This is a genomic window from Haloarcula salinisoli, assembly GCF_019599405.1.
GTDB classification, from domain to species: domain Archaea; phylum Halobacteriota; class Halobacteria; order Halobacteriales; family Haloarculaceae; genus Haloarcula; species Haloarcula salinisoli.
The window spans coordinates 16,445-41,914 of record NZ_RKLQ01000001.1; the positions used below are offsets into that span (position 1 = coordinate 16,445).

Annotated in this window: 28 protein-coding genes; 12 read left to right on the top strand and 16 right to left on the bottom strand. The window is 67.5% G+C overall.

Annotated elements, in window-relative coordinates; genetic code table 11:
* The first annotated feature begins 648 nt into the window (after positions 1-648).
* Both EGD98_RS00070 and EGD98_RS00075 read left to right on the top strand, forming a co-directional pair.
* Positions 649-2,133: a homing endonuclease associated repeat-containing protein gene (locus tag EGD98_RS00070; protein WP_220586307.1), complete on the top strand. Its 1,485-nt coding sequence runs from the start codon at positions 649-651 to the stop codon at positions 2,131-2,133.
* Between the two features lie 187 nt (positions 2,134-2,320).
* Positions 2,321-2,509 (top strand): hypothetical protein, encoded by a 189-nt coding sequence (locus tag EGD98_RS00075; RefSeq protein WP_220586308.1) that lies wholly within the window; start codon positions 2,321-2,323, stop codon positions 2,507-2,509.
* Positions 2,510-2,590: 81 nt separating this feature from the next.
* Here the strand turns inward: EGD98_RS00075 and EGD98_RS00080 are convergent, their stop codons facing one another.
* Positions 2,591-3,130 (bottom strand): metal-dependent hydrolase, encoded by a 540-nt coding sequence (locus EGD98_RS00080; RefSeq protein WP_220586309.1) that lies wholly within the window; start codon positions 3,128-3,130, stop codon positions 2,591-2,593.
* A gap of 211 nt (positions 3,131-3,341) precedes the next feature.
* Here EGD98_RS00080 and EGD98_RS00085 point away from each other — a divergent pair, with 211 nt between their 5' ends.
* Positions 3,342-4,292 carry an NAD-dependent epimerase/dehydratase family protein gene (locus tag EGD98_RS00085; protein ID WP_220586310.1) on the top strand — a complete coding sequence of 317 codons (951 nt, stop codon included), beginning with the start codon at positions 3,342-3,344 and terminating at the stop codon, positions 4,290-4,292.
* Here the strand turns inward: EGD98_RS00085 and EGD98_RS00090 are convergent.
* On the bottom strand, positions 4,281-4,967 hold the full coding sequence (locus EGD98_RS00090) for a class I SAM-dependent methyltransferase (RefSeq protein WP_220586311.1): 687 nt from the start codon (positions 4,965-4,967) through the stop codon (positions 4,281-4,283). The genes EGD98_RS00085 and EGD98_RS00090 overlap by 12 nt on opposite strands.
* A 55-nt stretch (positions 4,968-5,022) precedes the next feature.
* On the opposite strand from EGD98_RS00090, the gene EGD98_RS00095 reads away from it, so the two are divergent.
* Positions 5,023-5,607, top strand: a complete 585-nt coding sequence (locus tag EGD98_RS00095; RefSeq protein ID WP_220586312.1) for a cupin domain-containing protein — start codon at positions 5,023-5,025, stop codon at positions 5,605-5,607.
* Positions 5,608-5,653: 46 nt separating this feature from the next.
* Here the strand turns inward: EGD98_RS00095 and EGD98_RS00100 are convergent, their stop codons facing one another.
* Positions 5,654-6,895 carry an HAD family hydrolase gene (locus EGD98_RS00100; RefSeq protein ID WP_220586313.1) on the bottom strand — a complete coding sequence of 414 codons (1,242 nt, stop codon included), beginning with the start codon at positions 6,893-6,895 and terminating at the stop codon, positions 5,654-5,656.
* A 57-nt stretch (positions 6,896-6,952) separates the two neighbouring features.
* Positions 6,953-7,111, bottom strand: coding sequence for a hypothetical protein (locus EGD98_RS00105; protein WP_220588062.1), 159 nt, complete (start codon positions 7,109-7,111; stop codon positions 6,953-6,955).
* Between the two features lie 108 nt (positions 7,112-7,219).
* Between EGD98_RS00105 and mutL the strand changes: the two genes are divergently transcribed.
* The 5 genes from mutL (at position 7,220) to ygfZ (ending at position 14,123) form a co-directional block, all read left to right on the top strand.
* Complete coding sequence (gene mutL, locus EGD98_RS00110) at positions 7,220-9,298, top strand: DNA mismatch repair endonuclease MutL (protein ID WP_220588007.1); 2,079 nt, start codon at positions 7,220-7,222, stop codon at positions 9,296-9,298.
* A gap of 220 nt (positions 9,299-9,518) precedes the next feature.
* Positions 9,519-10,709 carry a glycosyltransferase family 2 protein gene (locus EGD98_RS00115; RefSeq protein WP_220586314.1) on the top strand — a complete coding sequence of 397 codons (1,191 nt, stop codon included), beginning with the start codon at positions 9,519-9,521 and terminating at the stop codon, positions 10,707-10,709.
* Positions 10,710-10,762: 53 nt separating this feature from the next.
* Positions 10,763-11,704 carry a carbohydrate kinase family protein gene (locus tag EGD98_RS00120; RefSeq protein WP_220586315.1) on the top strand — a complete coding sequence of 314 codons (942 nt, stop codon included), beginning with the start codon at positions 10,763-10,765 and terminating at the stop codon, positions 11,702-11,704.
* A gap of 54 nt (positions 11,705-11,758) precedes the next feature.
* Positions 11,759-12,991 (top strand): carboxypeptidase-like regulatory domain-containing protein, encoded by a 1,233-nt coding sequence (locus tag EGD98_RS00125; RefSeq protein WP_220586316.1) that lies wholly within the window; start codon positions 11,759-11,761, stop codon positions 12,989-12,991.
* Between the two features lie 46 nt (positions 12,992-13,037).
* On the top strand, positions 13,038-14,123 hold the full coding sequence (gene ygfZ, locus EGD98_RS00130; RefSeq protein WP_220586317.1) for a CAF17-like 4Fe-4S cluster assembly/insertion protein YgfZ: 1,086 nt from the start codon (positions 13,038-13,040) through the stop codon (positions 14,121-14,123).
* Here the strand turns inward: ygfZ and EGD98_RS00135 are convergent.
* Entirely contained in the window at positions 14,114-14,521 is a 408-nt protein-coding gene (locus EGD98_RS00135) for a hypothetical protein (protein ID WP_220586318.1), read from the bottom strand. The genes ygfZ and EGD98_RS00135 overlap by 10 nt on opposite strands.
* A 44-nt stretch (positions 14,522-14,565) precedes the next feature.
* Positions 14,566-14,793, bottom strand: a complete 228-nt coding sequence (locus tag EGD98_RS00140; protein WP_220586319.1) for a DUF7860 family protein — start codon at positions 14,791-14,793, stop codon at positions 14,566-14,568.
* An 81-nt stretch (positions 14,794-14,874) separates the two neighbouring features.
* Here EGD98_RS00140 and EGD98_RS00145 point away from each other — a divergent pair, with 81 nt between their 5' ends.
* Both EGD98_RS00145 and EGD98_RS00150 read left to right on the top strand, forming a co-directional pair.
* Positions 14,875-15,108 (top strand): DUF8151 family protein, encoded by a 234-nt coding sequence (locus tag EGD98_RS00145; RefSeq protein WP_220586320.1) that lies wholly within the window; start codon positions 14,875-14,877, stop codon positions 15,106-15,108.
* 68 nt (positions 15,109-15,176) lie between these two features.
* Positions 15,177-16,454: an outer membrane protein assembly factor BamB family protein gene (locus EGD98_RS00150; protein WP_220586321.1), complete on the top strand. Its 1,278-nt coding sequence runs from the start codon at positions 15,177-15,179 to the stop codon at positions 16,452-16,454.
* Positions 16,455-16,484: 30 nt separating this feature from the next.
* Here EGD98_RS00150 and EGD98_RS00155 read toward each other — a convergent pair whose 3' ends face one another.
* Genes EGD98_RS00155 through EGD98_RS00170 form a run of 4 tightly spaced genes read right to left on the bottom strand, consistent with a single transcriptional unit; the run spans position 16,485 to position 18,904 of the window.
* On the bottom strand, positions 16,485-17,570 hold the full coding sequence (locus tag EGD98_RS00155) for a geranylgeranyl reductase family protein (protein ID WP_220586322.1): 1,086 nt from the start codon (positions 17,568-17,570) through the stop codon (positions 16,485-16,487).
* A gap of 50 nt (positions 17,571-17,620) precedes the next feature.
* A complete protein-coding gene (locus EGD98_RS00160; RefSeq protein ID WP_220586323.1) occupies positions 17,621-18,037 on the bottom strand; it encodes a DUF5518 domain-containing protein in 417 nt (138 codons plus the stop codon).
* A 3-nt stretch (positions 18,038-18,040) separates the two neighbouring features.
* Positions 18,041-18,475 carry a DUF5518 domain-containing protein gene (locus tag EGD98_RS00165; protein ID WP_220586324.1) on the bottom strand — a complete coding sequence of 145 codons (435 nt, stop codon included), beginning with the start codon at positions 18,473-18,475 and terminating at the stop codon, positions 18,041-18,043.
* A 3-nt stretch (positions 18,476-18,478) separates the two neighbouring features.
* Entirely contained in the window at positions 18,479-18,904 is a 426-nt protein-coding gene (locus EGD98_RS00170; RefSeq protein ID WP_220586325.1) for a DUF5518 domain-containing protein, read from the bottom strand.
* A gap of 83 nt (positions 18,905-18,987) precedes the next feature.
* On the opposite strand from EGD98_RS00170, the gene EGD98_RS00175 reads away from it, so the two are divergent.
* Positions 18,988-19,374, top strand: coding sequence for a hypothetical protein (locus tag EGD98_RS00175; protein WP_220586326.1), 387 nt, complete (start codon positions 18,988-18,990; stop codon positions 19,372-19,374).
* Here EGD98_RS00175 and EGD98_RS00180 read toward each other — a convergent pair.
* From EGD98_RS00180 to EGD98_RS00205, 6 genes are all read right to left on the bottom strand, one after another.
* On the bottom strand, positions 19,371-19,862 hold the full coding sequence (locus tag EGD98_RS00180) for a DUF7519 family protein (protein ID WP_220586327.1): 492 nt from the start codon (positions 19,860-19,862) through the stop codon (positions 19,371-19,373). The two genes, EGD98_RS00175 and EGD98_RS00180, sit on opposite strands and share 4 nt — an antisense overlap.
* Positions 19,849-21,747 carry a DUF58 domain-containing protein gene (locus EGD98_RS00185; RefSeq protein WP_220586328.1) on the bottom strand — a complete coding sequence of 633 codons (1,899 nt, stop codon included), beginning with the start codon at positions 21,745-21,747 and terminating at the stop codon, positions 19,849-19,851. Before EGD98_RS00185 ends, EGD98_RS00180 begins: the two co-directional genes overlap by 14 nt.
* The gene (locus tag EGD98_RS00190; protein ID WP_220586329.1) at positions 21,744-22,397 is read right to left on the bottom strand and encodes a DUF4129 domain-containing protein; all 654 of its coding nucleotides are present in this window, start codon (positions 22,395-22,397) and stop codon (positions 21,744-21,746) included. Before EGD98_RS00190 ends, EGD98_RS00185 begins: the two co-directional genes overlap by 4 nt.
* Positions 22,398-22,454: 57 nt before the next feature.
* Complete coding sequence (locus EGD98_RS00195; RefSeq protein ID WP_220586330.1) at positions 22,455-23,435, bottom strand: AAA family ATPase; 981 nt, start codon at positions 23,433-23,435, stop codon at positions 22,455-22,457.
* Positions 23,436-23,507: 72 nt separating this feature from the next.
* Positions 23,508-24,530 carry a WD40/YVTN/BNR-like repeat-containing protein gene (locus EGD98_RS00200; RefSeq protein ID WP_220586331.1) on the bottom strand — a complete coding sequence of 341 codons (1,023 nt, stop codon included), beginning with the start codon at positions 24,528-24,530 and terminating at the stop codon, positions 23,508-23,510.
* An 88-nt stretch (positions 24,531-24,618) separates the two neighbouring features.
* Positions 24,619-25,410, bottom strand: a complete 792-nt coding sequence (locus EGD98_RS00205; RefSeq protein ID WP_220586332.1) for a hypothetical protein — start codon at positions 25,408-25,410, stop codon at positions 24,619-24,621.
* Positions 25,411-25,470: the final 60 nt, after the last annotated feature.

The window sequence follows — 25,470 nt, forward strand, 5'->3', positions numbered from 1 at the left end:
TTTCTCTTCGGGCGGGACGAGCCGGACCCACCATCACAACAGTTCGGATACGGTGGAACACCGGTCTCTACTGGGACCGAAAGCACGCCGACAGCGACAGATACCACGCCCACCGGAACCGAATTCACGCCCTCGACACCCACTCTCGACCAGCCCAGACAGACACCGTCAGCGCCGGACGAATCGACTTCTACACAGTCCTCTGGGACGGAAGGGACGACGTCTGGTAGTGGCGGTGGTGGAAGCGAACCCGGAGAGACTGAGCGAGGCACTGATACGGAGACAACTGAGAGCGAAAATGACCCCGAAACGACCACGTCATCTGAAACCACCGGCGAGACCGGTACGGTGACGCCAACACCGACTGATACGGAAACGGCGACATCCACGGAGATGTCGACAGATTCCGGTTCTGGACTCGGGACGCAGGGGTACGGGGAGCACGGCTACGGTGGCGTCGTTAAGGAAGGCCAAACATGAATTGTAAACTACTTCTCTGAAATAGTTGGATAATAGTACCCGCTCAATAAAATAAGTTAAATGGACGGACACAATTTAACAGGATAGTTGGGCGCAGAACGGCGTTCGACACTCGTTTGTCACATGAGTAACAGGGATACAAAAGCCGGTGAGGATTCGAGTGGAGAGATGACACTCGAGGAGTGGATGCGACAGAAAGAGTCCCTGGAAAGCGACCGTACCGCAAGCGAGAAGCAGAGGCAGTCGGAGGATAGACCGGCTGTCTATACCGTCTCTGAAGCACTCATGTCCTCGTTCGACCGCATCTGCGAGGGTCTACCGCTGACCGTCGGCCAGACGAGCCACTCCGGCCTCCAGGCAGAGTATATCGGTGTCATCAGGCGGGTCGACGAGTCCCTCGACAGGGTCATTACGGCGGCAGATATCGAGCGGGAGACGCAGTACAACATCGCGCACATCACCGAGACGTTCGGGGGCTGGCACGCGGCGCTCGAGGCGGCCGGTATCGAGATTGAGTCACAGGTCCGCCTGGAGATTGCCCGTCTCTATCGGGAACTCGGTCATCCGCCATCACCAGCTGAGATGAACGAACACGGCTATCTCAGTTCGACGATGGTTGCGAACACGTTCGATTCCTACGACCAGGCGGTCGAACAGGTCGTCTCCACGTCGGACCCGACCCCGTACCGGGACGGTCTCGCGAGTCACACCGCTCGAATCGTTCCGGCCGGGACGCTACTTGCTGACTACACCGACCGGCTCCCGGCCCCTGCCGCCGTCACCGAACGTACCGGGACCGCACTACGACGGACACGTGATTCGAGTACACGGGTGATAGAGACGGTCGCGACCCGTGTCAGCGAGATCGACTCTCCGTCAGCACTCTCCGGCGCCGCGTTGCTACCGGATGCACCGACGCGGTCGGTCCAGACCGTGCTCCCGGATACGGGCGAGTCGTTCGGCCGCCTCCGTGAGACGGCAACGGACGTCAGTCAGGAGCGACGGGACTTCCTCAAATATGCGGGGCTCTCGGTCACCATCGCGGCGGGCACCAGTTCCAGTGACGTGCTGTTCGGTTCGGACAGCGACCCGGAGTACGCCCTGTCGTTTGGCTACGGTGGTATCCCGCTCGGGTCGAGCGGCCAATCCGACGGTGACAGTCAAGCGGGCGCCCCGGCGCCACAGCCGACCACGACCGCGGAACAGACCCAGACCCCGGCCGACACGCAGACGCCGGTCACGGAACGGACTCCGACGCCGACTGCAACGACGACTCCCACGCCCGACGATTCGACCGCCGGCGATAACTCTACGGGCTCAGACAGCGGGACAACCTCCGGTACGAGCGACACAGATACCACAACTGATTCGGACACTTCGACATCGTCCGGGTCAACTGACTCGGGTTCAGGAAGCGGGGGCGACACGGGTGACTCGGATTCAGGAAGCGGGGGCGACACGGGTGACTCGGGTTCAGGAAGCGGGGGCGACACGGGTGACTCTGATTCAGGAAGCGGTGACGACACGGGCGACTCTGATTCAGGAAGCGGTGACGACACGACCAGCACCGAACCGAACCGATATAACGCGGATTTCAACACTGCCGAACAGGGGTACGGTGAGCAGGGATACGGCGGTGCCACGTCGGCCTGAGTGGTGTCGTTCGTCCGACGGTCCCGAGTCGACCGCTACGGAATCATAAAACTCTCACTTACCAGTCAGTCCGCTGCTCAGAAGATGGCCATATCAGTCACTGCCCAGCGCGGAATCGGCCCGTGTAAAATCTCACTTCTGATAATTCACGAGATAGATATTTATGATGACAGTGGGTATATATGATATGAACTCCGATGACTCGCTGCTCGTGGCTCTCGGAAATATCGCTGTCATCCTTGTCCTCGGTGTTATCTACGTGATTTTGCTCGCCCTCGGAACTGCCTTCGAGCATGCTAAATCTCTGCTGTCTCGGTCGGCGACGACGGCGTCCAACGCCGTGAGTCGGGTGTTCGCACGGAACCGCTCCGCATAACGCCGTTCCGGCGGTACAGGAACTGTATCGTAGCGTCCATACATAGCGTACCTCGGTCGTCGCCAGTGACAGGTCACTGACTCACAGCGGTGGCGACGGCAAATCAGCTCGCTTCGTTCCGGACCGCCACAGAATATCCCCGACAATATAGCACATCACCAGCGAGAACATTACAAGTGGCACGAGCAACGAGGACAGGTCACCCGAGAAGTGGGCGGCGAAAGACGGGGTATGGTCTGGATTCGCTTCCAGCAGGGGCCAGAACAAATTGGGAAAGAAATAGTAGTCCGTTCCCTGCGTGAGAATCGGATAGAAATCACCGACCAGATGGGAGAGATAGGCGAGGCTGAACACCGCCGCTGGGCGACCCCTGCCACGACGTAGTGCCAGCAGATACCCGAGACAGAGGAGTGGCCCGCTCAGCACGATCGAGTGTGCCAGCATCCGCCCGCTTGGGATGATGCCGAACGTCCACGCCAGCGGCTTGTCGATGAGGTCGGGTAACTGCGTCGCCAACACCACGTACAGCATCGCGTATCCCGTCGGTGGCCGCCGATACCGAACGAGCGTGTAGCCAATGAGTGGAATGAGGGCAAAGGCCAGATGTTCTGGGGGCCGCATCTATATTCGCTTCGGGAAGGCAGAATAAAAGCGTACGCAAGTCGAGCGCAGCTGTTCGGGTTCGAGATTGAAAACCGCATGAACGGAAACGGATACAGCGAACTGGCTTTCGGTTCGATACCAAAACGGGACAGTCTACTCACGTGGTCAGGGCCCCGCACAGACGGCGTATATCAGCATCCTTTTTACACAACCGTTCCCGACGTATTATATGGACCTGCAGAACAAGCGACTCCTCATCACCGGCGGTGCCGGCCTCATCGGGTCGGCCCTCGCATCGCAGCTGGCCGGGGACAACGAGATACGCATCGTAGACGACCTTTCGAACGGAATCCCCGACTCGGTTCCGGAGAGCGTCGACCTCGTCGAGGGCGACATCACCGACGAAGCGGTCGTCGCCGATGTCGTGACCGAGGATCTGGACGCCGTCTTCCATCTCGCCGCGGACAAGTACGTCAACACCGACCGCCCGCGCGAACAGATGGAGGTCAACGAGACGATGACGTACAACCTCCTCGAACGGATGGACGAGGTCGGCGTCGACAACATCCTCTTTACCTCCTCCTCGACGGTGTACGGTGAAGCGCCGCGGCCGACGCCGGAGGACTACGCTCCGCTCGAGCCAATTAGCGTCTACGGCGTCACCAAACTCGCCGAAGAGGGGCTGCTATCGGTGTACGCGCACAGTCACGATTTCACGGTGTGGAACTTCCGGTTTGCCAATATCGTCGGCCCACGATACGGGGCCGGTGTCATCCCGGATTTCGTCTACAAGCTCCAGGAGGACCCGGAATCACTGACGATTCTCGGCGACGGCCGCCAGGAGAAGTCGTACATGCACGTCGACGAGTGCGTCGACGCGATGTGTCACGTGATAGAGCACGCCCAGGGCAGCATGAACACGTTCAACCTCGGGACGCGGACGACGACGTCGGTGACGCGAATCGCCGACATCGTCGCCGACGAGATGGGTATCGACCCCGAGTACGAGTACACCGGTGGTGACAGGGGCTGGACCGGCGACGTCCCGAAGATGCGTCTCTCCATCGAGAAACTGGCCGGACTCGGGTGGGAACCGTCGCTGTCGAGCGACGAAGCGGTCCGACAGGGTGTTCGCGACGTGCTCGACGAACCGCAGAACGAACCGCACCTATCTGTCTGAAACCGCGGCAGTCGTCGACGGGGCGGTCCGGCCGGCGACCGGTTCTGGGCTCGCCCGACCGCGGGCGAACTCCCGTATCGGATAGTGGCCCGCGGTGTGGGTCTCTGCCTCTGTGAGTGCCAGCGCGGGATGGTCGCTCACCCGGGGCAGGAACTCCCGATTCAGATGGCAGTTGCCGCCGGCACGGCGCCACAGCGGGGTCAGGAGGTCCTGTGACCGGCCGACGAGGCCGGGCGAGCGGACGTGCTCGAAGAACCGGAACTCCCCGTCGGGAGCCAGGACGCGAGCTATTTCCGCGAGCGCGCCGTCGATATCGTGAATCGAACAGAACACGCAACTGGCGAGCACCGCGTCAGCGCTGTCGTCCGCGAACGGGAGCTGCTCGGCCCGCGCCGCGACCACGTCGCCGTCGAACGCGACGTCGCGTAGTCGCCGGGCCAGCTGCTCGCGCATCCCGGGGTCCGGCTCCACTGCGCAGTACTCCGCCACGCCTGCGGACTCCCGCTCCAGATACGGGAGCATCGTCCCGGTTCCGGCGCCGATTTCGACCACCGTCCCCGAGACCTCCCTCGCCAGGTACTCCCGGTGGGCCGGCGCCTGCCGGTGCTCGAAGTAGACGTTGATGTAGTCGTATAGCCTGGCTATCCAGGGGTGGAACCGGGCTGAGTTCCCCATTCGTGACCACGTGGCCGTGCCAGCCACTAAATACTGCGCGGCTCACCGTCCGCCTATGACATCGTGGTCCGCCGTGGCCCGTTCGGGCGACAGCGTCGAGTGTCGGCCAGCCGGACAGACGATCCGGTTTCTGGAGACAGGCGAGGAGACGGACGGTGAGTACGTCCGCGTCGAGATAACCTTAGAGCCCCGCTCGACGCGGAGCCACGCGGTCAAACACGTCCATCCGAAACAGACCGAGACCATCGCCGTCCAGTCGGGGGCGATGGCAATCGAGAAGAACGGCAACCGCGCGACGCTGTACCCCGGCGAGGACGTGACGTTCGAACCCGGCGACGCGCACGCGTTCTGGAACGCCGGCGACGAGGCACTCACTATCGAGGTCACGCTATCGCCGGCGATGCAGACCGACCTGTTCATGCGCTTTGCCTTCGGCCTCTCGCAGGTCGGGAAGACCACGCGCTCGGGGATTCCGCTCAACCCGCTCCGCCTGGGCCTCCTCATGGACGCCTTCGAGGGACATCTCTACCTCGCCGGCCTCCCGATTCCGATACAGCGCTTCGGCGCTACGGTGCTTGCGCCGCTGGCTCGGGCCGCGGGCTACTCGCTCGACCTCGACGAGGGGTACTCGCGAGGGTGACACGGGGCGAGGGTCTGACGACTCCCCCGCGATGATGTCGTGTCAGTTACGCTGCCTCGACCCCTGCCAGGAGCTCCATCCCGTAGACTATCTTGAGGACGGAGCTGGCCTCGCCGGCCGTATACACCAGCTCGTCACGGTCGTTGACGTGGTCGAGCACGCCCTGGGAGGCGTGTTCCGGAGCCGCGGCGATGCCGCTGTCGGTGTCGGCGAGCCACTCCATCACTCGCAGGTCGCTCTTGGAGTCGCCCATCGAAAGCGCGAAGGGGTCCTCGATGCCAAGCACGTCCAGTGCCGCCCTGACACCGGTTGGTTTGTCCAGTTCGAGACTGACCAGTTCGGCGGCGTCGCCCTCGTAGTACCCCACGTCGATGCGTTCTAAGGCGTCGGTGTACCGGGAGGGCGCCCCGTCGAGGTCGGCGTCGTACGCGAGGTCGCCGTCGTCGAACACCGCCGCGATTTCGGGGTCTTTCGCGAAATAGGTGCGAGCGAGCAGTTCGGGCTCGGCCACGTCGGTGTCGACGGCGCCGGCCAGCGCCTCGCCGACGAGTCCACAGAAGTAGCGGACGGCCTCGTCGATGACCGTGACGGCGTCGTCGCTGCCGACCTCGGCGTTGGGTTTGATGGTGACGTTGAACTCGTTGCCCTGCAGGTGACAGCCCCGCCGGACGCTGTCCGGGGCGTCCGAGAGAACGCGGCCCCGAACGTCGTCGAACGTCTCGACGATGACCGGATCCAGCCCCTCGTACAGCAGCCGCTTGGTGTCGGCGCCGTGGTTCGGCGTGAACGCGGCGTTGCCCGTCTCGTAGACGACGCTCAGCGCGCCTGAGGAGACCACGTCGTTGCCCAGCCCCTGTATCATGAACCCCTTGACGTTCTCTAAGGTCTGGCCGGTACAGACGACGATAGGAACCCCGCGCTCGTGGAACTCCGTCAGCAGGTGGAGCGTCGACCGGGGAATCTCGTTGTCGGTGTCGCCGGCCGACCGAAGCGTCTCGTCGACGTCCAGCACGAGGACGTTCACCGTCCGGTCGTACTTCGCGTAGAGGTCCAGCGCGGTAAAGGCCTCCTCACGTGTCAGGTGGGCGGCGATTTCGGCGTAGGGGTCGGGGAACTGCTCGGCGATGGCCGCCTTCCGCTCGTCTAACTCCGTCCGGGCGCGCTCCCACTGTTCCAGTCCGACAGTCGACCGCAGCGCCGGAAAGAGGTCGACGAGTTCCTGATAGGCCCGTACCGTCTCCGTGTCCACCGTCTCGTACAGTCGGTAGAGGCGGTCGTACTGTTCCATTGGTCAGACGACCGCGCGCCGGTACTTCAGTGTACGGTTGGAAAAAAGGATGCGGCGTCAGTCACCGCCCGAGCCGTCGGTCAACACCGAAACCTCCTCACCCTCTTCGTTGAGGAACTCCGGCAGTTCTTCCTCGTCGTCGGCTTCGGCTGTCTCCTCGCGCTCCATCGTCCATTCGGGAATCTCACCGGGGATGTCGCCTCTGTGGTGACACATATTGGCTCACCGTTCTCCCCTACGGCCCTCAGTATGTTAACTGTTGACACTACCGGGCCGCGCTGGGACAGTCTCAAGTCGACCGGCCCGCTAACCGGGCACAAGAGCATGGGGGAGACGCCAGGAGATATCCAGCAACTCGACGAGCGAACCGTCGAGCGTATCGCCGCCGGCGAGGTCGTCGAGCGGCCGGCCTCTGTCGTGAAGGAACTGGTCGAGAACGCCATCGACGCCGACGCCGGGAGGGTCACGGTCAGCGTCGCGGACGGCGGCCGCGAGGGGATTCGCGTCACCGACGACGGCGTCGGGATGGACCGCGAGGCCGTCGAGCGCGCCGTCGAGCAACACACCACCTCCAAGATTCGTGATATCGAGGACCTGGAGGGCGGCGTCGGGACGCTTGGCTTTCGCGGTGAGGCGCTGCACGCCATCGGCGCGGTGTCCAGACTGACTATCACCACGCGCCCGCGCGGGGGCGAGGCGGGGACCGAACTCGTCGTCGAGGGCGGCGAGGTCACCGCCGTGAGTCCGGCCGGCTGTCCCGAAGGGACGACCATCGAAATCGAGGACCTGTTCTACAACGTCCCCGCCCGCCGGAAGTACCTCAAGCAGGCCTCGACGGAGTTCGCCCACGTCAACACCATCGTCACGAGCTACGCGCTGGCGAACCCAGGCGTCGCCGTCTCGCTCGAACACGACGGTCGGGAGACGTTCGCCACGACTGGTCAGGGGGACCTGCGCGAGACCGTGATGTCCGTCTATGGGCGGGAAGTCGCTGAGAGCATGATACGAGTAGACGGCGAGGACCTCCCGGACGGCCCGCTTTCCGGCGTCACCGGGCTGGTCTCTCACCCTGAAACCACTCGGGCGGGGCGAGAGTACCTCTCGACGTACGTCAACGGCCGCTACGTCCGGGCCAAGACCGCCCACGACGCCGTCGTCGACGCCTACGGCACCCAGATTGCGCCGGACCGCTACCCCTTCGCCGTCCTGTTCATGGACGTGCCCGCCGGCGACGTCGACGTGAACGTCCACCCCCGGAAGATGGAGGTCCGCTTTGTCGACGACGAGGGCGTCCACGAGCAGGTCCGCACCGCCGTCGAGGACGCACTCATGGAGGAGGGGCTGCTCCGTTCGACGGCCCCGCGGGGCCGGTCCCAGCCCGAGCAGACCGAGATTACGCCCGAGCGGACGACCGATTCGAGTACGAGTAACGACGAGCGCGACCACGCGACCGGACGCGACGCGCCGGTGGACGGGATGCCGTCCGAGTCCACGCCCGACGAGCGCCCGGCAGAAGCCGCTGAGACGGCGTCGACGTCCGCGGCGTCTGCCGACTCGACCGTGACCGCCGACACCACGGTTTCGAGTCGAACTGCCGACGAGTCGACCGGGGCCTCCGAGACGAATTTCGGCGGCCAGTCCACGTCGACGGATTCGACGGCGAGTGAGACAGCGTCATCCGCGTCGGCGTCGCCCGCGAGCGAATCTACCGCGCCGACCGACCCGGACCGCAAGTTTGCCGGCGGCCACGACCAGACCCACCTGGGCGATGCTCCCGAGACGCGCCACGACACGCTGCCCGCGATGCGGATACTCGGCCAGCTACACGACACCTACGTCGTCGCCGAAACCGACGACGGGCTCGTCCTGATAGACCAGCACGCAGCCGACGAGCGGGTCAACTACGAGCGCCTCAAGGCGGAGTTCGAAGGCGAGACGACGACCCAGGCGCTGGCCGAGCCGGTCGAACTGGAGCTTACAGCCAGAGAAGCTGCCGTCTTCGCCGACCGCAGCGACGCGCTTGCGAGCCTGGGCTTTCACACCGCCCGGACCGGCGAGCGAACCGTCGAGGTGCGAACGCTGCCGGGCGTCATCGCCGACGCCGCCGGTCCGGACATCGTCCGCGACGTGTTGAGTGCCTTCGTCGGCGGGGAGAGCGAGGCCGCCACGACGGTCGAAGCGGCCGCCGACGAACTGCTGGGTGACCTGGCCTGCTACCCCTCGGTCACCGGCAACACCTCGCTGACGGAGGGGTCGGTCCGGGACTTGCTCGCGGCGCTTGACGACTGTGACAACCCCTACGCCTGTCCCCACGGCCGGCCGACCGTCATCGAGGTCGATTTCGACGAACTGGAGGACCGGTTCGAGCGGGACTACCCTGGACATTCGGGCCGGCGGGACTGAGCGGCGTCGGAGACGCCACGAAAGCAAGCTTTCTGTCGCGCGACCGGTCGACCCGGCCCCGAAGCCGGATTGCTCCCCCACCGCGGTAGCGGACCTGCGTTCGCTCCGTTAAGTCGATTCAAACGGCGTTAAATGGGCCGAAAACGGGCCCAAACCGGGCCCAAGACGGTGTGAGCGTCGGCCCGCATGAAGTGGGTGGACACCCCGGGTACCAGGTACGATGAAGACCGAACGACTGAGTCTGACCGGGGTCGGCGCGGTGTTCCTGCTCACAGCGGTGGCGACAGTGCTTCCGTCGCTGGCTCCCGCGGGCGTCGACTGGGGACAGCTGTTCGACTACCTGCTGTGGGGAACCACGGTGCTGTTCACCGGGACCGCACTCGTCTGGGTCGTCCTGACCTACGTCGTCGGGCGGGGCTACGAGGAACCAGCGCCGGTCCACGGCGGCGACGACATCCAGGTCCGTATCCTGACCGTCGACGCCGCCGCGGTCGTCCAGCAGACCGTCGACTCGCTGCCCACCGAACTCGACGACGTCCACGTTATCGCGGAGGCAGATATCGACGTGGCCGGCGCGACGGTCCACGTCGTCCCCGATGGGTTCGACTGCGACGCGGTCCGGAAGGGCCGAGCCATCGAGTGGGCCCGACAGACGCTCGGGTGTGACCGCGAGTACGTGCTCTACCTGGACGAGGACAGCATCGTCGATTCCTTCGACGGGCTGCCCGACGCCGATATCGTCCAGTTGCGCGAACAGCCCCGCCGAACCGGGTCGGTGTGGACCTATCTGGCCGACGTCTATCGGATGGGTGTCCAGGTCGAACAGCGCGCCTTTGCCCGCCTCTCTATCCCGCTGTTCGCGTGGGGTGGCGGTATCGCCGTCCGAAGCGACCTCGAGGACGAGGTCACCTGGGACCGTGAGACCCTCGTCGAGGACACTGCCTTCGTCTGGGCAGCCGCAAAGCAGTTCGACATCGACTTCGAACTGGCGACGGCGACCTGCCGGAACGAGGCCCCGCCGTCGCTGACCGAGATTCTCCAGCAGCGCCGCCGCTGGGCGGCCGGCAACGTCGAAGCGTCGACGGACCTCCCGCTGGGGTACCAGCTGTTGACCCGCGTGCGAAACTACGCGTGGGCGCTCTCGCCGGTGGTGACGCTGGTGGTTGTCCCGCTGTCGGTGCTGGGCGTCGGCGTCGGTGGCAGCGGCCTCTTTGCGCTCACCTCACTGCTGCTCGGGGCGCTGACGCTGTTCTGGTATCTCCGCGGCGTGTGCTACTACGGCCGCGAGAAGCGTCTGTGGGCCGTTGCGGTGCCGCTGGCCCCGCTCATCACCGTCGTCCATTCGATGGGGACCGTCGTCGGCATCCTCGCGCCGCCCACGGAGTTTCGCGTCACCGAGAAGGTCGGCTGAACGAGTCCCACACAGCCGGATGAACTAAACCCCTGTCTGTCAATGGGTGGAATATGTCTATCGTTTCGTTCGGTGATACGGCGCTTCGCTTCGCAACGCGGGAGGGCGAACGGTTCGAGACTGCCCGCGAGGTGGGGCTCCACGTCGACGGGATATCCAGCAACGCGGCGGCCGTCGCCAGCCGGCTGGGCGCCGAGGCTGTCTGGCTCTCGAAGCTCGCCGACACGCCGCTGGGGCGCCGTGCCGTCGCCGAGCTCCACGAACACGGACTCGAGACAGAGGTGACCTGGACTGGCCCCGAGGACGGCCGGCACGGGCTGAAGTTCCACGAGAGCGGCACCCCGCCCCGCGAGCCGCGCCTCTTCCAGGACCGGGCCGACACCGCACTGGCGACCGTGTCACCGGGCGACTTCCCGGTCGGTCGCGTCCAGGAGGCCGACGCGGTCTTCACGACGGGGTCGATGGCGGCGCTGTCCGACGGGGCCGCCGAGACCGCCGGCGCCCTGCTGCGTTCGGCCCCCGGACTGCGGGCGATGGACCTGGATTTCTATCCCGGTATCTGGGGCGCAGAGACGGCCCACGACACCCTCGCGGACCTCTTCGACCCGGTCGAACTGCTGTTCGCCAGGGAGGAGGGGGCCCAGGCTGTCTTCGACCGGACGGGGTCACCCCGCGAACTGGTCCACACCATCGCCAGCGACTACGATTTCTCTCACGTCATCCTCACCCGGAGCGAGTACGGCGTCGTCGGCTACCACGACGGCGTCCTCCACGAACAGGACGCCTTCGAGACCGAGGGGGCCAACAGCGCCGGCCAGCACGCCGCGCTGGTCGGTGCCGTCCTCCAGCAGCTCACCGACGGGGCCTCTACCGACACTGCGCTGTCCCACGGGGCAGCGGCCGCGGCACTGGCACGGACGATGACCGGGCCACTCCCCCCCATCGAACCGGCCGACGTCGAGGCGCTCGTCCAGTCGGCGTCGGGCGGTCGGTAACCCTTCGGCTAGAAGGACCATACTGTTAAGGGTGTTCGTTGTTACCACTCGAATATGGGTTCGACACGTCTTTCAGTCGGTCTCTGTATCGTGATGCTCGCCGGGGTGGTCGCTGTGCTCCCGGCGGCCGTCACTGCACAGCAGGGCCCGGTGGTCATCACCGCGACCATCGTCGACCAGGATGGCCAGTCAGTCGGTGGCGGCGTCGAGGTGACGGCAACCTGGGACGGCGGCTCGACAAACGAGACGACGCTGTCCGACGGGCGGATTCGATTCGAAGCTCCCCGCGGTGCAGACGTCTCGGTGCGCGTCAACGACGACCAGTATATACGAAACAACGCGTATGTCATCAGCAACGCGACCGAGCAGTCGGTCGAAGTGCCCGTTTCCGAGTCGGGCACCGCGACGGTAACGGTGCGTAACACGGCCAACGAGACCGTCGAGGACGCCCGCGTCCTGCTGTATCGGGGCTCGGACGGGTTCGTCACCGACCAGCGGACCGGCGCCGACGGGACCGTCACGACGCCGGCTGTCGAGCAAGGGGACTACCGCCTCGACATCTACAAGGACGGCTACTTCAACAACCGGACGCGCGTCACTGTCGGGGACCAGACCGACATCGACCGCACCATCGAACAGGGTGAGGTGTTGCTCACCGTCGAGGTGGTCGACGACTACTTCGAACCCCCCGAATCGCTCAACAGTTCCGTTCGAATCTCGAACGTCGCCACGCTCCAGACCACTGGCGGTGACGCGGCGACCACGGTCCCGGTCAACACCGACTACGATATCGTCGTGACCAAGGACGGATACGACCGGACCACACAGACCATCAGCGTCAAGCAAAGCGACATCACCGAGACTATCTCCATCAACCGCACGGATACCCTCTCCATCTCGACGCGGGACCGGGTACTCCTGGGTAATCCGATAACCCTGGCGGTCACCGACGAGTACGGCGACGCCGTCTCCGGCGCGACGGTGTCACAGGACGGCCAGCAGGTCGGCACGACCGACGACGACGGCGAGTTCGAAACCGACACCGAGTCGGCCGGGCCGGTGAACTTCACCGTCGACGACGGTGAGGCCCAGGAGGAGGTCACCGTCGAGGTCGTCGAAGCCCCGGAGGAACTGACCGGGACGCCGATTTCCACGTCCACCCCGACACCTACTGCCACCGGCAGTGAACCGACCGAGACCTCCGGCGGACTCGGTCCCGGCTTCACGCCCGTGACGGTCGCTGCCGCGCTCGCCCTGCTCTCGCTGGTCGCCTACCGGCGCCGCTAGCTGCGAGAGCGGGACGTTTTTTGCCGCGAGGCTCCCATCCGTTCGCATGACTGTTATCGAGGGCGTCCACGCCGACCACGGCGCGACCTTCCGCGAGGTCGGCGGTCGCCGCGTCGTCGCCCACTACGGTCGGCCCGAGCGGACCCACCGGGCGGTCCGCAACGTCGTCGGCGTCTGCGAGTTCGGCTACGGCGTCCTCGTCGTGACGGGCGAGGACCGCGTCGACTACGTCGACAACGCCGTCTCGAACCGCGTGCCTGACACCGACGGCGAGGGAACCTACGCGCTCTTGCTCGACCCGCAGGGCCGCGTCGAGACGGACATGTACGTCTACAACGCCGGCGAGCGACTGCTCGTCTTCACCCCGCCACAGGAGGCCGCGGCTCTGGCCGAGGACTGGCAGGAAAAGACCTTCATCCAGGACGTCGACATTCGCCTCGCGACGGACGAGTTCGCGGTCTTCGGCGTCCACGGGCCGAAGGCGACCGAGAAAATCGCGAGTGTGCTCCACCAGGCGTCCTCGCCCGAGCCCGCCCTCTCCTTTAACCGGGGCGAACTCGGTGACGCCGGCGTCTCGGTCATCCGGACCGACAACCTCGCCGGCGAGGAGAGCTACGACGTGGTGTGTGGCGCCGACGACGCCGAGCGCGTCTTCGACACCCTCGTCAACCGCGGGCTCAACGCCGTCCCCTTCGGCTATCGCACGTGGGAAACGCTCACGCTGGAAGCCGGCTCGCCGCTCTTTGAGACGGAAATCGACGGCGCGCTGCCGAACGACCTCGGCCTGCGGACGGCCCTGGACTTCGAGAAAGGCTGTTACGTCGGCCAGGAGGTCGTCTCCCGCGTCGAGAACCAGGGGTATCCCGGCTCGCGGCTCGTCGGGCTGACCGTCGACGCCGTGCCCGACCCCGGGGCGGCCGTCTCCGTTGGCGACGAGCACGTCGGCGAGGTCACCCGCGCCGTCGAGAGCCCAACCGTCTCCGGTCCCATCGCGATGGCGAAACTGGACTGGGACTACCCCGACGGCGACCTCACGGTCAGTGTCGACGGCGAGGACGTCCCGGCCGAGCGCCGCGAGCTTCCGTTCGTCGACGGGTCGGCCGTCTCGGCGCGGTTGCCTACCTACGAATAGCCGATACTGTCGCCCTCTTCACCGTCCGTCGTCTCTCTTGCACCGAAGAACCCCTCGACGGCCACGAGTGCGGTGTACGCGGAGAAAGCCGCGAGACACATCCCGCCGAACTGCGTGAGCGCGGTCAGCGGGGCGCCGACGATGTCGTACTGCAGCGGCGCGACGATGAGCCACAGTCCCAGGACGGTTGCCATCATGCCCGCCGCGAAGCTCGGGACACCGCGCTCGCGGATGGTCAGGAAGTTCTTGCCGGCGAAGACGGCTCCGACCACGGCCGAGAGCGTCACGCTCCCGCGGATACCCGGTTGCGCGTTCAGCGCGAGGGGGGCGACGAAGGCGACCACACAGCCAAGCAGTGCGACGACGGCCGAGGCGACGGTGAAACGGGAGGCGTCCATACACTTCGGTAGCACTGCACACGGTAAACACGTTCGGCGGCCGCTCACTCGACGAGCGGGAGGACGATGCCGAAGACGAGCGGCGAGAACAGCGCCAGCAGGATGCCGATTGCCTCCATATCGACCAGCAGTGTGTTCACCAGTGCAGGGAGTGACCCGAGGAGCGCGTGGCCGCCGACCTCACCGACGACGCCGACCGCAAAGAGCGCGACGCCGAGCAGAAAGCCGCGTTTCGCGAGCGCTGCGTGGTCCATGCCGCGGTACTGACTCATGTGCGTGCCCAGACGGGGGTCGATGAAACCGGTTACGCTTCGAGCGGAAGGCCTATATCGACCGTTCAGCTATGGTCTCCGATGAACGGCTTTGGCTCACTCGCTGAACTGCTTTCGGTACTGCTCAGAGCGCTCGCGGCCGGCCTCCTGACGGCCGTCGGCGTCCTCACGGAGACCGCTGGCATCGGGAACCTGCTCGCCGGTCCGTCGGTGTTCGGTCTCTGGGAAGTCGCCATGGGCGCACTGCTGCTGTACGTCGGCATCTATATGCTGGGCTACAGAGAGGTGTGGCTCGGGCTGCGAAGCGCAGCCTGAGACCTTCTAAACGGCATTTCTCACCATCCAACCAGCAGCTTTTTTGTCTACCAATAGTAGCTTAACTCATGTCAGATGTACGGAGAAGAGAGCTCCTGGGAATTCTAGCGACGGGCGCGGCGGGCGCTATCGCAGGCTGTGGCGGTGGGACAGGGGGCGAAAACACCCCGACGGCCGACGTCACTGAGGAGGCGTCACCCAGCTCGGAGGCGGAAAGCAGTGGGGCCCTCGACGTAGATACCGACGTGGGGCTAGATTCGTGGCCGATGCTCGGCGCGAACAGCGCACATACCGGCACGGGGCCCGACCAGATGGGGCCGACGGAGGCAGTCACCAAGCGCTGGTCGGCTACCGCCGAGGGGTACAGTTCCTCGGCGCCTGCGGTGGTCAATGGTGTGCTGTATATGGGCAGTGGCGGGACGGATAATGAAGGCGGCACGGCCTCCGCGTTTTCAGCGACAGATGGGAGGAAGCTCTGGCAGTTCGAGACCGAACGGCCGATATATTCGTCGCCAGTCGTCGACGACGGGACCGTCTATATCGGCACGGGATGGGCCGACAAACCGGGGAAGGTGTACGCGCTCTCGGCCACTGCTGGCACCGAAGCGTGGTCCTCAGCGGTCGAGGGGGTATTCTACGGTTCACTGGCCGTTCAAGACGGCACCGTCTACGCAAGGAGCAACGATGACACACTCTACGCGCTCAACGCCGCCGAAGGGAGCGAACAGTGGACATTCGACGGCATCGTTTCCTCGCCGACAGTCGCCGACGGGACGGTATATGCCAGCAGTGCCAGCGGGGGCGTCGTCGCAGTCGGCGCCGCCGATGGGAGCGAGCAGTGGCGATTCGATAGCGGTGGCAATGTCGCTGCGTCACCGGCTGTCGCCGACGGAACGGTTTACTGCGGAAATGGTGAAGGGGTCTACGCTATCGATGCGGACGAAGGGACGCGACAGTGGCGCTTCGAGGACCTAACCATGGTCACTGGGACACCAACAGTTCGGAGCGGGCGGGTGCTCGTTGGTGCACGGGTGGCTAGCAGTTCGGATGAGAGTGGCGACACCTATCTGTTCTCGCTCGATGCTGCCGATGGCAGCGAGCAGTGGCGGTTCGAGGGAAGTGACACATTCGTCGCGTCCGCCACAGTAACTGAAGACACCGTTTACGCCCCAGCTTACTCCAGAGATGTCTACGGTATCGCTGTCGACGACGGGAGCCAACGCTGGAGCACGACGGTCGCAAACGAGTATGCCAATATAGCCGCCTCGCCAGCGGTCGCCGACGGCACTGTCTACGTCGGAACAGAGAAAGGAGGTATCTATGCACTCTGGGAGTCCTCGGAGTAAGCTGGCCTGCCCACGAACTGTCCCGTCGAGTCAGGACCGCCCGAGTAGCGCTTTCAGCTGCTCACGCGAAAAGAGCGTCGAGGGGCGGTCCATGTGGACGCCGATTTCACCTTCGAACGCCTTCATCCCGGCTTTTTGCACCGTTTTCGGCACCGAGTAGCCCGCCCGCACGGCGTGGCCCAGGCGGATGTCGCCACGGAGGTCGTCGCGCCAGGCCCGCTCGTAATCGCCCAGCGTCGCGGGGTCGTCGGGGTCGATCTCGCGAGCGGCGTGGTCCGCCGCGGTCATGCCATAGAGGATGCCGCCGCCGGTGAACGGTTTGGTCTGGGCGGCGGCGTCACCGATGAGAAAGGACCGGGAGCCAGTGACACGTTTCGGCGGGCCGATGGGGATGAGGCCCGAACAGCGCCGGGTCACGTCGGCGTCGTAGCCGGAGACGAAGTCCTCGAAGCGCTCGCGGGCGTCGTCGCCCGGCGGCACGGCCAGCCCGTACTCGACCCCGGCCTCGCCCCGCGGGATGCGCCAGGCGAAGAATTTCGGGACGGTCAGATGGACGTCGACGAAGTCCTGGTGGTCGGGCGTCTCGTCGAAGCCAAGCACACCGTGGAGCAGTTCGTCGGGTTCGGGCAGGCCGAGTTCCCGGCGGACGCGGCTCTTGGGGCCGTCACAGCCCGCGACCAGCTTCCCGCGGTGGGTCTCGACCGCGCCGTCGGGGCCGCGGGCGTCGACGGTGACGTGGTCTCGGTGTTCCGCGACCGAGACCACGGTGTGGTGTTCCCGAAGGTCGGCGCCGGCGTCGCGGGCCAGCTCCGCGAGGTGTCTGTCCAGCCCGACCCGGTCGATGACGTTCGAGATGACCTCGTCCTTGTAGAAGGGGTGGTCGTCGCTGCCGGGGCCGCCGGTGTGAAAGCGCGCCCCGGATATCTCGTTCTGGAACAGCTCCTCGCGGGCGTCCTCGGTGTACTCCCAGAGGTCGGTGCTGACGTGGCCCGAACACGCCAGTGGCTCGCCCACCTCGCCCTGCTCGAAGACGAGCACGTCCAGTCCGGACTCGGCGGCCCGGCGGGCGTACCGCGAGCCGGCCGGGCCGGCCCCGACGACGACGACATCGTGCATATCCAGTGCGTGGATGTCTGAGGCCAAATACCTTCTCGATTCGAGTGGGTTCAGTCCGCGGGGTAGCCCCCGCGCTCGGCCAGCCAGCCGCCGAGTCGCGCGGCGAAGGCGCCGATGAACCCGCCGACGGCCAGCAGCACTGCCGTCGTCACCGCTGCGACGCCCAGCGCAATCACCCGTCCCCCGGCGTCCGCTCCGTTGGCGGTCCTGAGCGGTTCGGTCGCGACCAGCAGTGCCGGGAGCCAGCCGATGAGCCCGGCACGGAATCCCACGGGACCGCTCGGCGAGCCGATGCGTCCGGCGAGGTAGCCGGCCACCAGCCCGCCGAGGGCGGCGCCCGTGACCGAGAGCACACCCCCCGATAGCCAGGCGCTGACGGCGGCGACGGCCAGCGCACAGACCCCGCCGAGGACGCTGTACGGTCCCGTTTCGGGGTCCGGTCTCAGGATGGCGACAGCCCGGGACATGGATTAGCTCGCCTCGACGGGTTGTTCCGGGTGTCCGTTCACTTCGGCCAGCCAGCCACCGAGCCGACCACCGACTGCCCCGCTCAGGCCCCCGAGCAAGATGATGATAGGCGTCAGAAGCGCAACGAGCGCCCCGACGCCGAGCGGGTCCGCGCGGAGGTCGCCGCTGAACACGAACACGTCGAGCAGCGTCCACAGGCCCGGGACGGCACCGACCTCGCCGGCGTCGAAGCCGGCCCCACTGCCGGACTCGCCGCGGCACATGGCGACGTAGCCGGCCACCAGCCCGGCGCCAAACACCGGCCAGAACGGCAGCCACGTGAGTTCGCCGGGCTGGACGTAGCTGTAGACGACGAGCGGTATCGAGGCCAGGCCGACGAGGCGGGCCTGTCGCCGCGTCACGGGGTCGCTGCTACGCCGCGGGAGTATCGAGCCCATGGGTCAGGAGCCCACGGCAGACTGGGGGTGGTCGCCCCGCTCGGCCAGCCAGCCGCCGATGCGGGCCCCAATCATCCCGGAAAGCGCGCCGCCGACGAGGCTCACCCCCGCCAAAACGAGGAGGACGAACACCTGGGCGACCGTCATCCAGCCCGGCTGGTGGAACCCGCTGATAGACCGTCCGGCGTCGGCGAGGACCCACAGCGTCACCGGGACGGCCGCGACGATACCGGCGCGGAGTCCGACCGGCGTGGCGTCCAGTCCGCTCGTCTTCGCCAGGTAGCCCGCGAGAACTGTGAACACGACGATACCGGAGAACTCGATGTCGCTCCCTGACTGGACGTAGTGCCAGATGGCTCCGGGGGCGGCGGGGAGCCCGGCCAGCAGGGCGTATCGCCAGGTTGGGGAGGGCTTCGTGTGGAGGGACATACCGGCTGATTGTGACTGCCGGTTGATAATATTTCTCGACGGGAGCCCGCATCGCTTTGACCGCTCGCGTCCAACGGCCGGCCATGCCAGAGTACCAGCCCGGCGTCTGCAACATCGGCGCCGAGCAGCGCCGCGCCCGGCGGCTGTCGGGCATCGGGTCGTTCGGTCTCGCCGCCGCAATCGTCCTCGCGGTCGCACTCGACGTGCTCCCGGCGACGACGCTGTGGGCGACCGCCCCGTTCGTCTTCGGCGGCTGGGTCGGGCTCGTCCAGGACTACTACGGCTTCTGCGTGGCCTTCGGCGCGTTAGCCCGCTACGACCTCTCGGGGTCGGGCGGAACGACGGGCGCGGTGGCCGAGGCCGAGGCCGTCGCCGCGGACCGCAAGCGGGCGCTGCAGATTCTGGGCGTGGCGGCGGTCCTGGCGGTCGTGACGACCGCCCCTATCGTCCTGCTCGGCGGGGCGGTCTAGCGCCACAGCGCGACCGTGAAGGCGACGACGGCGACCAGCAGCAGGGCGAGCGCGAGCGGCGACTCCCCGCCGGTCACCGTCCGCTGGAGGAGGTAGCCGACGGCGCCGCCGGCGACCAGTGCGGTCACCGTCGAGACGGTTCGCACGAGCTCGACCCGTAGCGTCGCCCCGCCGCCCATCTGGCGAGCCAGTTCGACGGCGTGGCGCGAACTCGTCCACGCCAGTAGCGCCGGGACCGACGCGGCCAGCAGCCACCCCGTCGAGCGGCCGTCGATGCCCGCCAGGACGACCGCGGTGAACAGGGTCCCGGCGCCAAGCGCAAGCGCGCCCTCCCGTCGCCACGCCAGCCCGACCGCGAGCAGAGCCCCGCCCAGCAGCGCCACACCCAGGGGTATCGGCGCGGTGACCAGCAGGGCCGCGACCGTCGCGGCCGAGACGCCGGTGACACCGAGGCTGAACCGGGGCAGGGACCGCTCAGTGCTTGACACGGCGGACCACCCCCTCGATGCCGTCGGCCGGGTCCCAGTCGGTCACCGGAACGCCGGCCCCCTGGAGCGTCGACAGGCGCCGCCAGCGGTCGAGGCGGCCGAACGCCCCCGCGACCGTCTCGGCGTCCGTACAGTCCGGACTCACGACGGTGACGCTGTGGCCTGCCGCGTCGAGCCGGCGGGCGATGGCGGCGCTCTCGTCGTCACACAGCGGCGAGACGAACAGGACCTGCACGTCGGGCTCTAGACGGGCGGTCAGCGCCCTGACGGCGTCCGACGCCGTCGCGCCATTGGCGGGTGCCAGCCACGGGACGGTCTCGTCGCCGGCGAGGACCTCCCGAACCGCCTCCCGCTGGGCCGGGCCGGTCCCGATTGGGGTCCAGCCCTCGCCGGGCGGAACGGTGCCGACGCCGACCGGGACGCCCTCGGCGAGCAACCCGCTCGCGAGGGTGAACGCGGCGACGGCGCCGTAGCGGGGCGCGGGCACGCCACCGGGTTTCGCGACGTAGGCCGCCGGCCGGGTGTCGACGACGACGGCCACCTTCGAGAGCCGGGGCTCCCGGAACTCGACGGTGGCGAGCTCGCCGGTCTTTGCCCGATGGTGCCAGTCGATGCGGGCCGGTGGGTCGCCCGTGCGGTACTCCCGCAGGGCGTCGAACTCGACGCCGGAGCCGCTCTCCGTCCCGACCTGCTGGCCGGGATTCACCGTGACCTGTGGCCGGGGCGGCTCGGTCGCCGTCGTCGGCGGACCGAAGCCACAGACGAGCTCGGTCGGCCCGTCGGCCCCCTCGACGGTCGTCACCGTCTCCGTCGCACCGACGGGGTCGCCGACGACGACCACGCCGGGCTCGAAGGTGTGGCGGCCGTCGACTGCTTCGACGGTGTACTCGGCCGTCGTCGCTTTGCCGGGTCGGAGTGCCGTCGCCACTCTGGGGCTCCCCTCGACGACGGTGAGACCCGGCGGGACGCCGTCGACGAGCCGGATGTCGGGCAGCGTCCGGTCGCCGGTGTTTCTGACCGTGACGGTGACCGTCACCGCGTCGCCGGGTGAGGCCCGCTCGGTCGACAGCGACCGGGTGAGCGCCACGTCCGCCGTCGGCGACCAGACGCGCGCGACGCCGACGAGAGCGATGCCCAGCGCCGCCGTCAGGACGACGGCGGGCTCCCCGAAGCCGACGCCGACCGCGCTGACGGCCAGCGCCCCCGCAGTTATCGCCGCCGTCAGTCCCGTCGACCGCCGCCGTGGAAACTCGCCACTCGGCCAGTAGTCGTCGATGGGCGTGACCGCTCGCTCCGGCCGCTCTTCCGGGTCCGGCACCGGGCCGCCGACACGGGCGGAAAGCGCGGCCACGACGTGCCGGCCCCGCCGGGCGAAGGGGAGGTCGGGGCGACCCCAGGGGAGATACGCCCGCCGCGGGACGGGCGGGCGATACCCCTCGGTGAAGAAGGCGGCCGCCGCCACATCGTCGGTCCACGTCCCGTCGGACAGCTGCTGACGGGCCGTTTCGGGGTCCCAACCGTCGGTCCGCCCGAGCGCGTCGACCGCCACGCCTTCGAGCACTGCCCGGAGCCGCTCCCGGCCGGTCTCCTCGTCCGCGTCGAGTTTGCGACGGCCGGCCAGTCCCACGTCGTCGAGCAGTCCGTCGAACGCCGCGCCCGCACTACGGTAGGTCGGGCGTCGTTCGGGTGTCGGCAGGTCGCGCGGTTCCCCGTCGGCAAGCAGCGCCCGCACGGCCAGACCGACGGCGACGAGCCCGACGGCGACGGTCAGCACGACGGCCGCAATCGTCGGGACCGCCGCCCCGGCGAGGCCCGGGACGGCGATAAGCAGGATACCACCAGCGCCGGCGAGCAGGCCAACCGCGACGACGCGACGGTCGGTCACGGCTCACCCTCCAGGGGCAGGGACAGCTCGGTCGCGAGCGCTCTGGCGCGGCGTTCGCGCTCACCCGTCGGCGCGGCGTCACCGTACCGTATCGCACAGAAGCTGTCGGTCAGCTCCGCGACGGTCTCGGCCCCGTAGCCGGTCGCGACCGCCGCCTCGGCCACCTCGGCGGGCGTCTGGCCGGCCGGGTCGAGCGGGACCGCCCGACAGAGCGCCGCCCAGGCGCGATACACGTCGTTGGTGGCCGGCACGTCCGCGCCCAGCGTGGCACGGTCGGCGGCGGGAGCCGTCGGCTCCGGTGTCGCCGGTTCGTCGTCGGTGTCGTCGTCCTCGCCCCGTGTCAGGCCGTAGAGGGCGGCGACGCTCCCGACCAGAAACAGCGCGAGCCCGGCGACGACCTGCCAGAGCGGCGGGCCGGTCGCCGCGCCGCTCGCCGGCGTCGCTGTCAGTTCCGTGGGTGTCCGCGTGTCACCGATCTCGGTTCCGGTACGGTTACCACTGGGGACGCCGGGCGACCCGTTTGTATCCGCCGTCGGCGTCGTGTCGGACTCGATAGCCGGCTCCGTGGAGACGGTATCCAGCGACGAGGCCACGGTCGCGAGCGCGAACACCGCGAGGACGGCCAGCGCGAGCGGGATGACTCGCTCCACGGTCACACCTCCAGCCGGCGGTCCCTGGCCGGCGGGCACAGCGTCGTCATCGTCCGCTCACCCCTCGGCCGGTGCCTCGTGCTCCTCGGCCGACACCGTGGGGACCGGGACGGCGTCGAGCACGTCGGCGAGGATGTCCTCGCTGGCGGCGCCGTCGACGGTCGCGTCCGTCGTCCGGACGAGCCGGTGGGCCAGGACTGGCTCGGCCACTGTCGTCACGTCGACCGGCCGGACGTACGCCCGGCCCTCGACGACCGCCCGGGCGCGGGCCGCCTCCAGCAGCCGCTGGCTCCCGCGGGGGGAGACGCCAACCTCGACGCGGGCGTCGTCGCGGGTCCGCCCGACGATGTCGACGATGTAGCCCAGGACGTCGTCGTCGACGGTGACGGTCTCGGGGACGGCCTGCAGGGCGCGGACGCCCTCGGGGTCGAGCGCGGTGTCGGCCGACGGCGTGGCGCTCTTCCGCTCGGTCCGGGACCGCAACAGGCCCTGCTCGTCGGCGGCGTCGGGGTACCCCATCGCGGTCTTGACCAGGAAGCGGTCTTTCTGGGCCGCCGGTAGCGGGAACACGCCCTCGCTCTCGACGGGATTCTGGGTCGCCACGACGACGAACGGCTCGGGCAGGTCGTGGGTCTCGCCGTCGACGGTGACCTGCCCCTCGGCCATCGCCTCCAGCAGCGCGGCCTGGGTCTTCGGCGGCGCCCGGTTTATCTCGTCGGCCAGCACGAAGTTGGCGAAGACGGGGCCCTCGGTGAACTCGAAGCGCTCCTCGGCCTCCCGGTAGATGTGGGTGCCGGTGATATCGGCCGGCAGCAGGTCCGGCGTGAACTGGATACGGGAAAAGGAGAGGCCGAGCGCGTCGGCGAAACTCCGGGCCGTGAGTGTCTTGCCGGTGCCGGGGACGTCCTCGATGAGGACGTGTCCCTCGGCGAGGACGGCTGTCAGTACTGTCTCGAGGAAGGTATCGTCGGCGACGACGGCGTCGGCGACGGTCTGGAGGACCGCGTCGCACTCAGCGCGCGCTTGGGGGACGTCCATAGCATCGCTTTCTGCATGGCCATGTGTGAAATAAATGACGACTATTCGCAATCCCTGCGAACGACCGAAGCGCTAGACGACCGCCAGCCCGCGGGGAACCTGGTCGTGGGCCTCGGCCCAGGACCCGACCTGGTGCCACGTCGCCCCGTCGGCCGAGCGAAAGAGCCCGTGGTTCGAAAGCGCCGCGACCCCGTCGCCGTCGGTCGCGAGTACGGCTCGCGCGAGTCCGTCCGGCTCGGGCAGCCCGTCCATCGCCCGCTCCCACTGCTGGCCCGTCGTCCGGTAGACGTAGCTCTCGCCGCTCGTCGAGTGGGCCGACCGCGCGCCCCGGGCCGCCGAGACGACGACGATGTCGGGGTCCTCGGGGTGGACCGCCACGCTCCAGACGTATCGGTGGTCCAGCCCGTCTTGCGGGGCTCGCGGCTGGCCGCCGCTCGCGTCGTTCGTCGAGCGGGGCTCGACGCTATTCCACGTCTCGCCGCGGTCCGTCGACAGCGCGTAGCCGTCGCCCGCGGCGGCGTAGACGCGGTCGGGGGCGTCGGGGTGCGTGGCGATGGTGTGGGTGTCGTAGCGGCCCCCCTCGGGGTGGTCTATCCAGGTCTCGCCGCCGTCCGGGCTCCGGACGAAGGCACCGGCCTCGATGGCGACGTACAGCTGGTCGGGGTCGTCCGGTGCGACCGCTATCCACCGGACGTGATGCGTGTGGGGCCGGGGCGGGAACGACCAGCGCGAGGCCGAGTCGAGCTCGGTGAGCCCCTCGCGCTCGCTCCAGTTGGACCCGCCGTCGGTCGAGCGGTAGACGGCGCTCGGTTCGGTACCGGCCCAGACGACGTCGGGGTCGTGTGGGCTGACGGTGACGCTGGTGACGCGGTCGGCACTTTGCCCGCCGTTCGCGCTCGGGTCCAGCACGCGTTCCCAGCTCTCGCCCCCGTCGATGCTGCGCTGGAGCCCCGTCTCGGCGGTGCCGACGAGGACGCGAGAGGGGGCGCGCCCGTCGGCCGCGACACACTCGATGTCGTGTCCGCGGAGCCGTTCGGACCACTCGCCGTCACCGACGAGCAGGCGGTCCGAGAGGGCGGCGTAGTAGGTGGGCATGGTCCAGGGTAGGGGCTCGCAGAACAGAAGTGTGTCGTCGCGTGCACGGGAATCACTTGTTCCCGGCGGATAGCTGGCGCGTCTTCGCTCACTCGTCCGGCAGCCGTTCCAGTGCAGCCACCATCGTCTCCTCGGCGTCTGGGAACGACCAGCGCGCGCCGGTGAGCGGCTCCCGGGCGCGCTCGTCGGGATACTCGGCGAGGACTTCGGCGGTCGGACGTGCGAGTTCCGCTTCGTACAACAGCAGACTCCTGTAACACTCCGACGCGAGGTCGTCGTCGTCGCGCGTCGTCAGGTCACGGACGAACGGTTTCAGCGCGCCGGTCTGCAGGACGTACTCGCCAAGCGGGTCGTGGAAACACTGGTCTGCGTGGCGAGCGAACGTCTCGATCTGCTCTGCATCCACCGCCGGTTCGTAGCGGTCCTGGCTTCCGTCCTCGCGGTGGAGTCGCAACCGCTGTGTCGCGTCGTCAATGCCGACCGACAGTCCGAGGCAGTGACTGACGTTCGCCGTCTCGTCGTCCTTACAGGCCCAGTCCCGGTACGACCGCGCCGCCGAGAGCAGTTCCGCACAGACCGTCTCTTTGCTGACGATGGTGGTGGCTTTCATTTTCGGCTTGAACGTGCCGACGAGTTCTACGTGAACGGAACTCCGGTCGCGCGGTCGGGTCTCCATCCGGACCTGCCAGGCCCCGACTCTGAGCCACCACGCCGGCTCGTCGGCGAACAACGCGGGCAGTTCGAAGAGGGCTCTGACGATATCCCCGTGTGGCGGTGAGACCGTCTGGCAGTAGGTGACCGGGTCGCTCTCCGACCCGTCGCTCTCGACAGTGACGGTTAACTCCCGCTCCTCGTCGAACGTTACCGATAGCCCACTCACGGCAGACTCTATGGACGAGTGTCGCTGCTGGACTAAACCGATACTGCATCGGTGGTGACG

Coding starts and splice junctions, on each gene's coding strand:
- EGD98_RS00120 (WP_220586315.1), top strand. CDS start 10,763: ATGTCTATCGTTTCGTTCGGTGATACGGCGCTTCGCTTCGCAACGCGG.
- EGD98_RS00170 (WP_220586325.1), bottom strand. CDS start 18,904: ATGTCCCTCCACACGAAGCCCTCCCCAACCTGGCGATACGCCCTGCTG.
- EGD98_RS00200 (WP_220586331.1), bottom strand. CDS start 24,530: ATGCCCACCTACTACGCCGCCCTCTCGGACCGCCTGCTCGTCGGTGAC.
- EGD98_RS00090 (WP_220586311.1), bottom strand. CDS start 4,967: ATGGGGAACTCAGCCCGGTTCCACCCCTGGATAGCCAGGCTATACGAC.
- EGD98_RS00135 (WP_220586318.1), bottom strand. CDS start 14,521: ATGGACGCCTCCCGTTTCACCGTCGCCTCGGCCGTCGTCGCACTGCTT.
- EGD98_RS00150 (WP_220586321.1), top strand. CDS start 15,177: ATGTCAGATGTACGGAGAAGAGAGCTCCTGGGAATTCTAGCGACGGGC.
- EGD98_RS00095 (WP_220586312.1), top strand. CDS start 5,023: ATGACATCGTGGTCCGCCGTGGCCCGTTCGGGCGACAGCGTCGAGTGT.
- EGD98_RS00140 (WP_220586319.1), bottom strand. CDS start 14,793: ATGAGTCAGTACCGCGGCATGGACCACGCAGCGCTCGCGAAACGCGGC.
- EGD98_RS00125 (WP_220586316.1), top strand. CDS start 11,759: ATGGGTTCGACACGTCTTTCAGTCGGTCTCTGTATCGTGATGCTCGCC.
- mutL (WP_220588007.1), top strand. CDS start 7,220: ATGGGGGAGACGCCAGGAGATATCCAGCAACTCGACGAGCGAACCGTC.
- EGD98_RS00115 (WP_220586314.1), top strand. CDS start 9,519: ATGAAGACCGAACGACTGAGTCTGACCGGGGTCGGCGCGGTGTTCCTG.
- EGD98_RS00070 (WP_220586307.1), top strand. CDS start 649: ATGACACTCGAGGAGTGGATGCGACAGAAAGAGTCCCTGGAAAGCGAC.
- EGD98_RS00080 (WP_220586309.1), bottom strand. CDS start 3,130: ATGCGGCCCCCAGAACATCTGGCCTTTGCCCTCATTCCACTCATTGGC.
- EGD98_RS00195 (WP_220586330.1), bottom strand. CDS start 23,435: ATGGACGTCCCCCAAGCGCGCGCTGAGTGCGACGCGGTCCTCCAGACC.
- EGD98_RS00175 (WP_220586326.1), top strand. CDS start 18,988: ATGCCAGAGTACCAGCCCGGCGTCTGCAACATCGGCGCCGAGCAGCGC.
- EGD98_RS00105 (WP_220588062.1), bottom strand. CDS start 7,111: ATGTGTCACCACAGAGGCGACATCCCCGGTGAGATTCCCGAATGGACG.
- EGD98_RS00085 (WP_220586310.1), top strand. CDS start 3,342: ATGGACCTGCAGAACAAGCGACTCCTCATCACCGGCGGTGCCGGCCTC.
- EGD98_RS00155 (WP_220586322.1), bottom strand. CDS start 17,570: ATGCACGATGTCGTCGTCGTCGGGGCCGGCCCGGCCGGCTCGCGGTAC.
- EGD98_RS00075 (WP_220586308.1), top strand. CDS start 2,321: ATGAACTCCGATGACTCGCTGCTCGTGGCTCTCGGAAATATCGCTGTC.
- ygfZ (WP_220586317.1), top strand. CDS start 13,038: ATGACTGTTATCGAGGGCGTCCACGCCGACCACGGCGCGACCTTCCGC.
- EGD98_RS00160 (WP_220586323.1), bottom strand. CDS start 18,037: ATGTCCCGGGCTGTCGCCATCCTGAGACCGGACCCCGAAACGGGACCG.
- EGD98_RS00165 (WP_220586324.1), bottom strand. CDS start 18,475: ATGGGCTCGATACTCCCGCGGCGTAGCAGCGACCCCGTGACGCGGCGA.
- EGD98_RS00100 (WP_220586313.1), bottom strand. CDS start 6,895: ATGGAACAGTACGACCGCCTCTACCGACTGTACGAGACGGTGGACACG.
- EGD98_RS00145 (WP_220586320.1), top strand. CDS start 14,875: ATGAACGGCTTTGGCTCACTCGCTGAACTGCTTTCGGTACTGCTCAGA.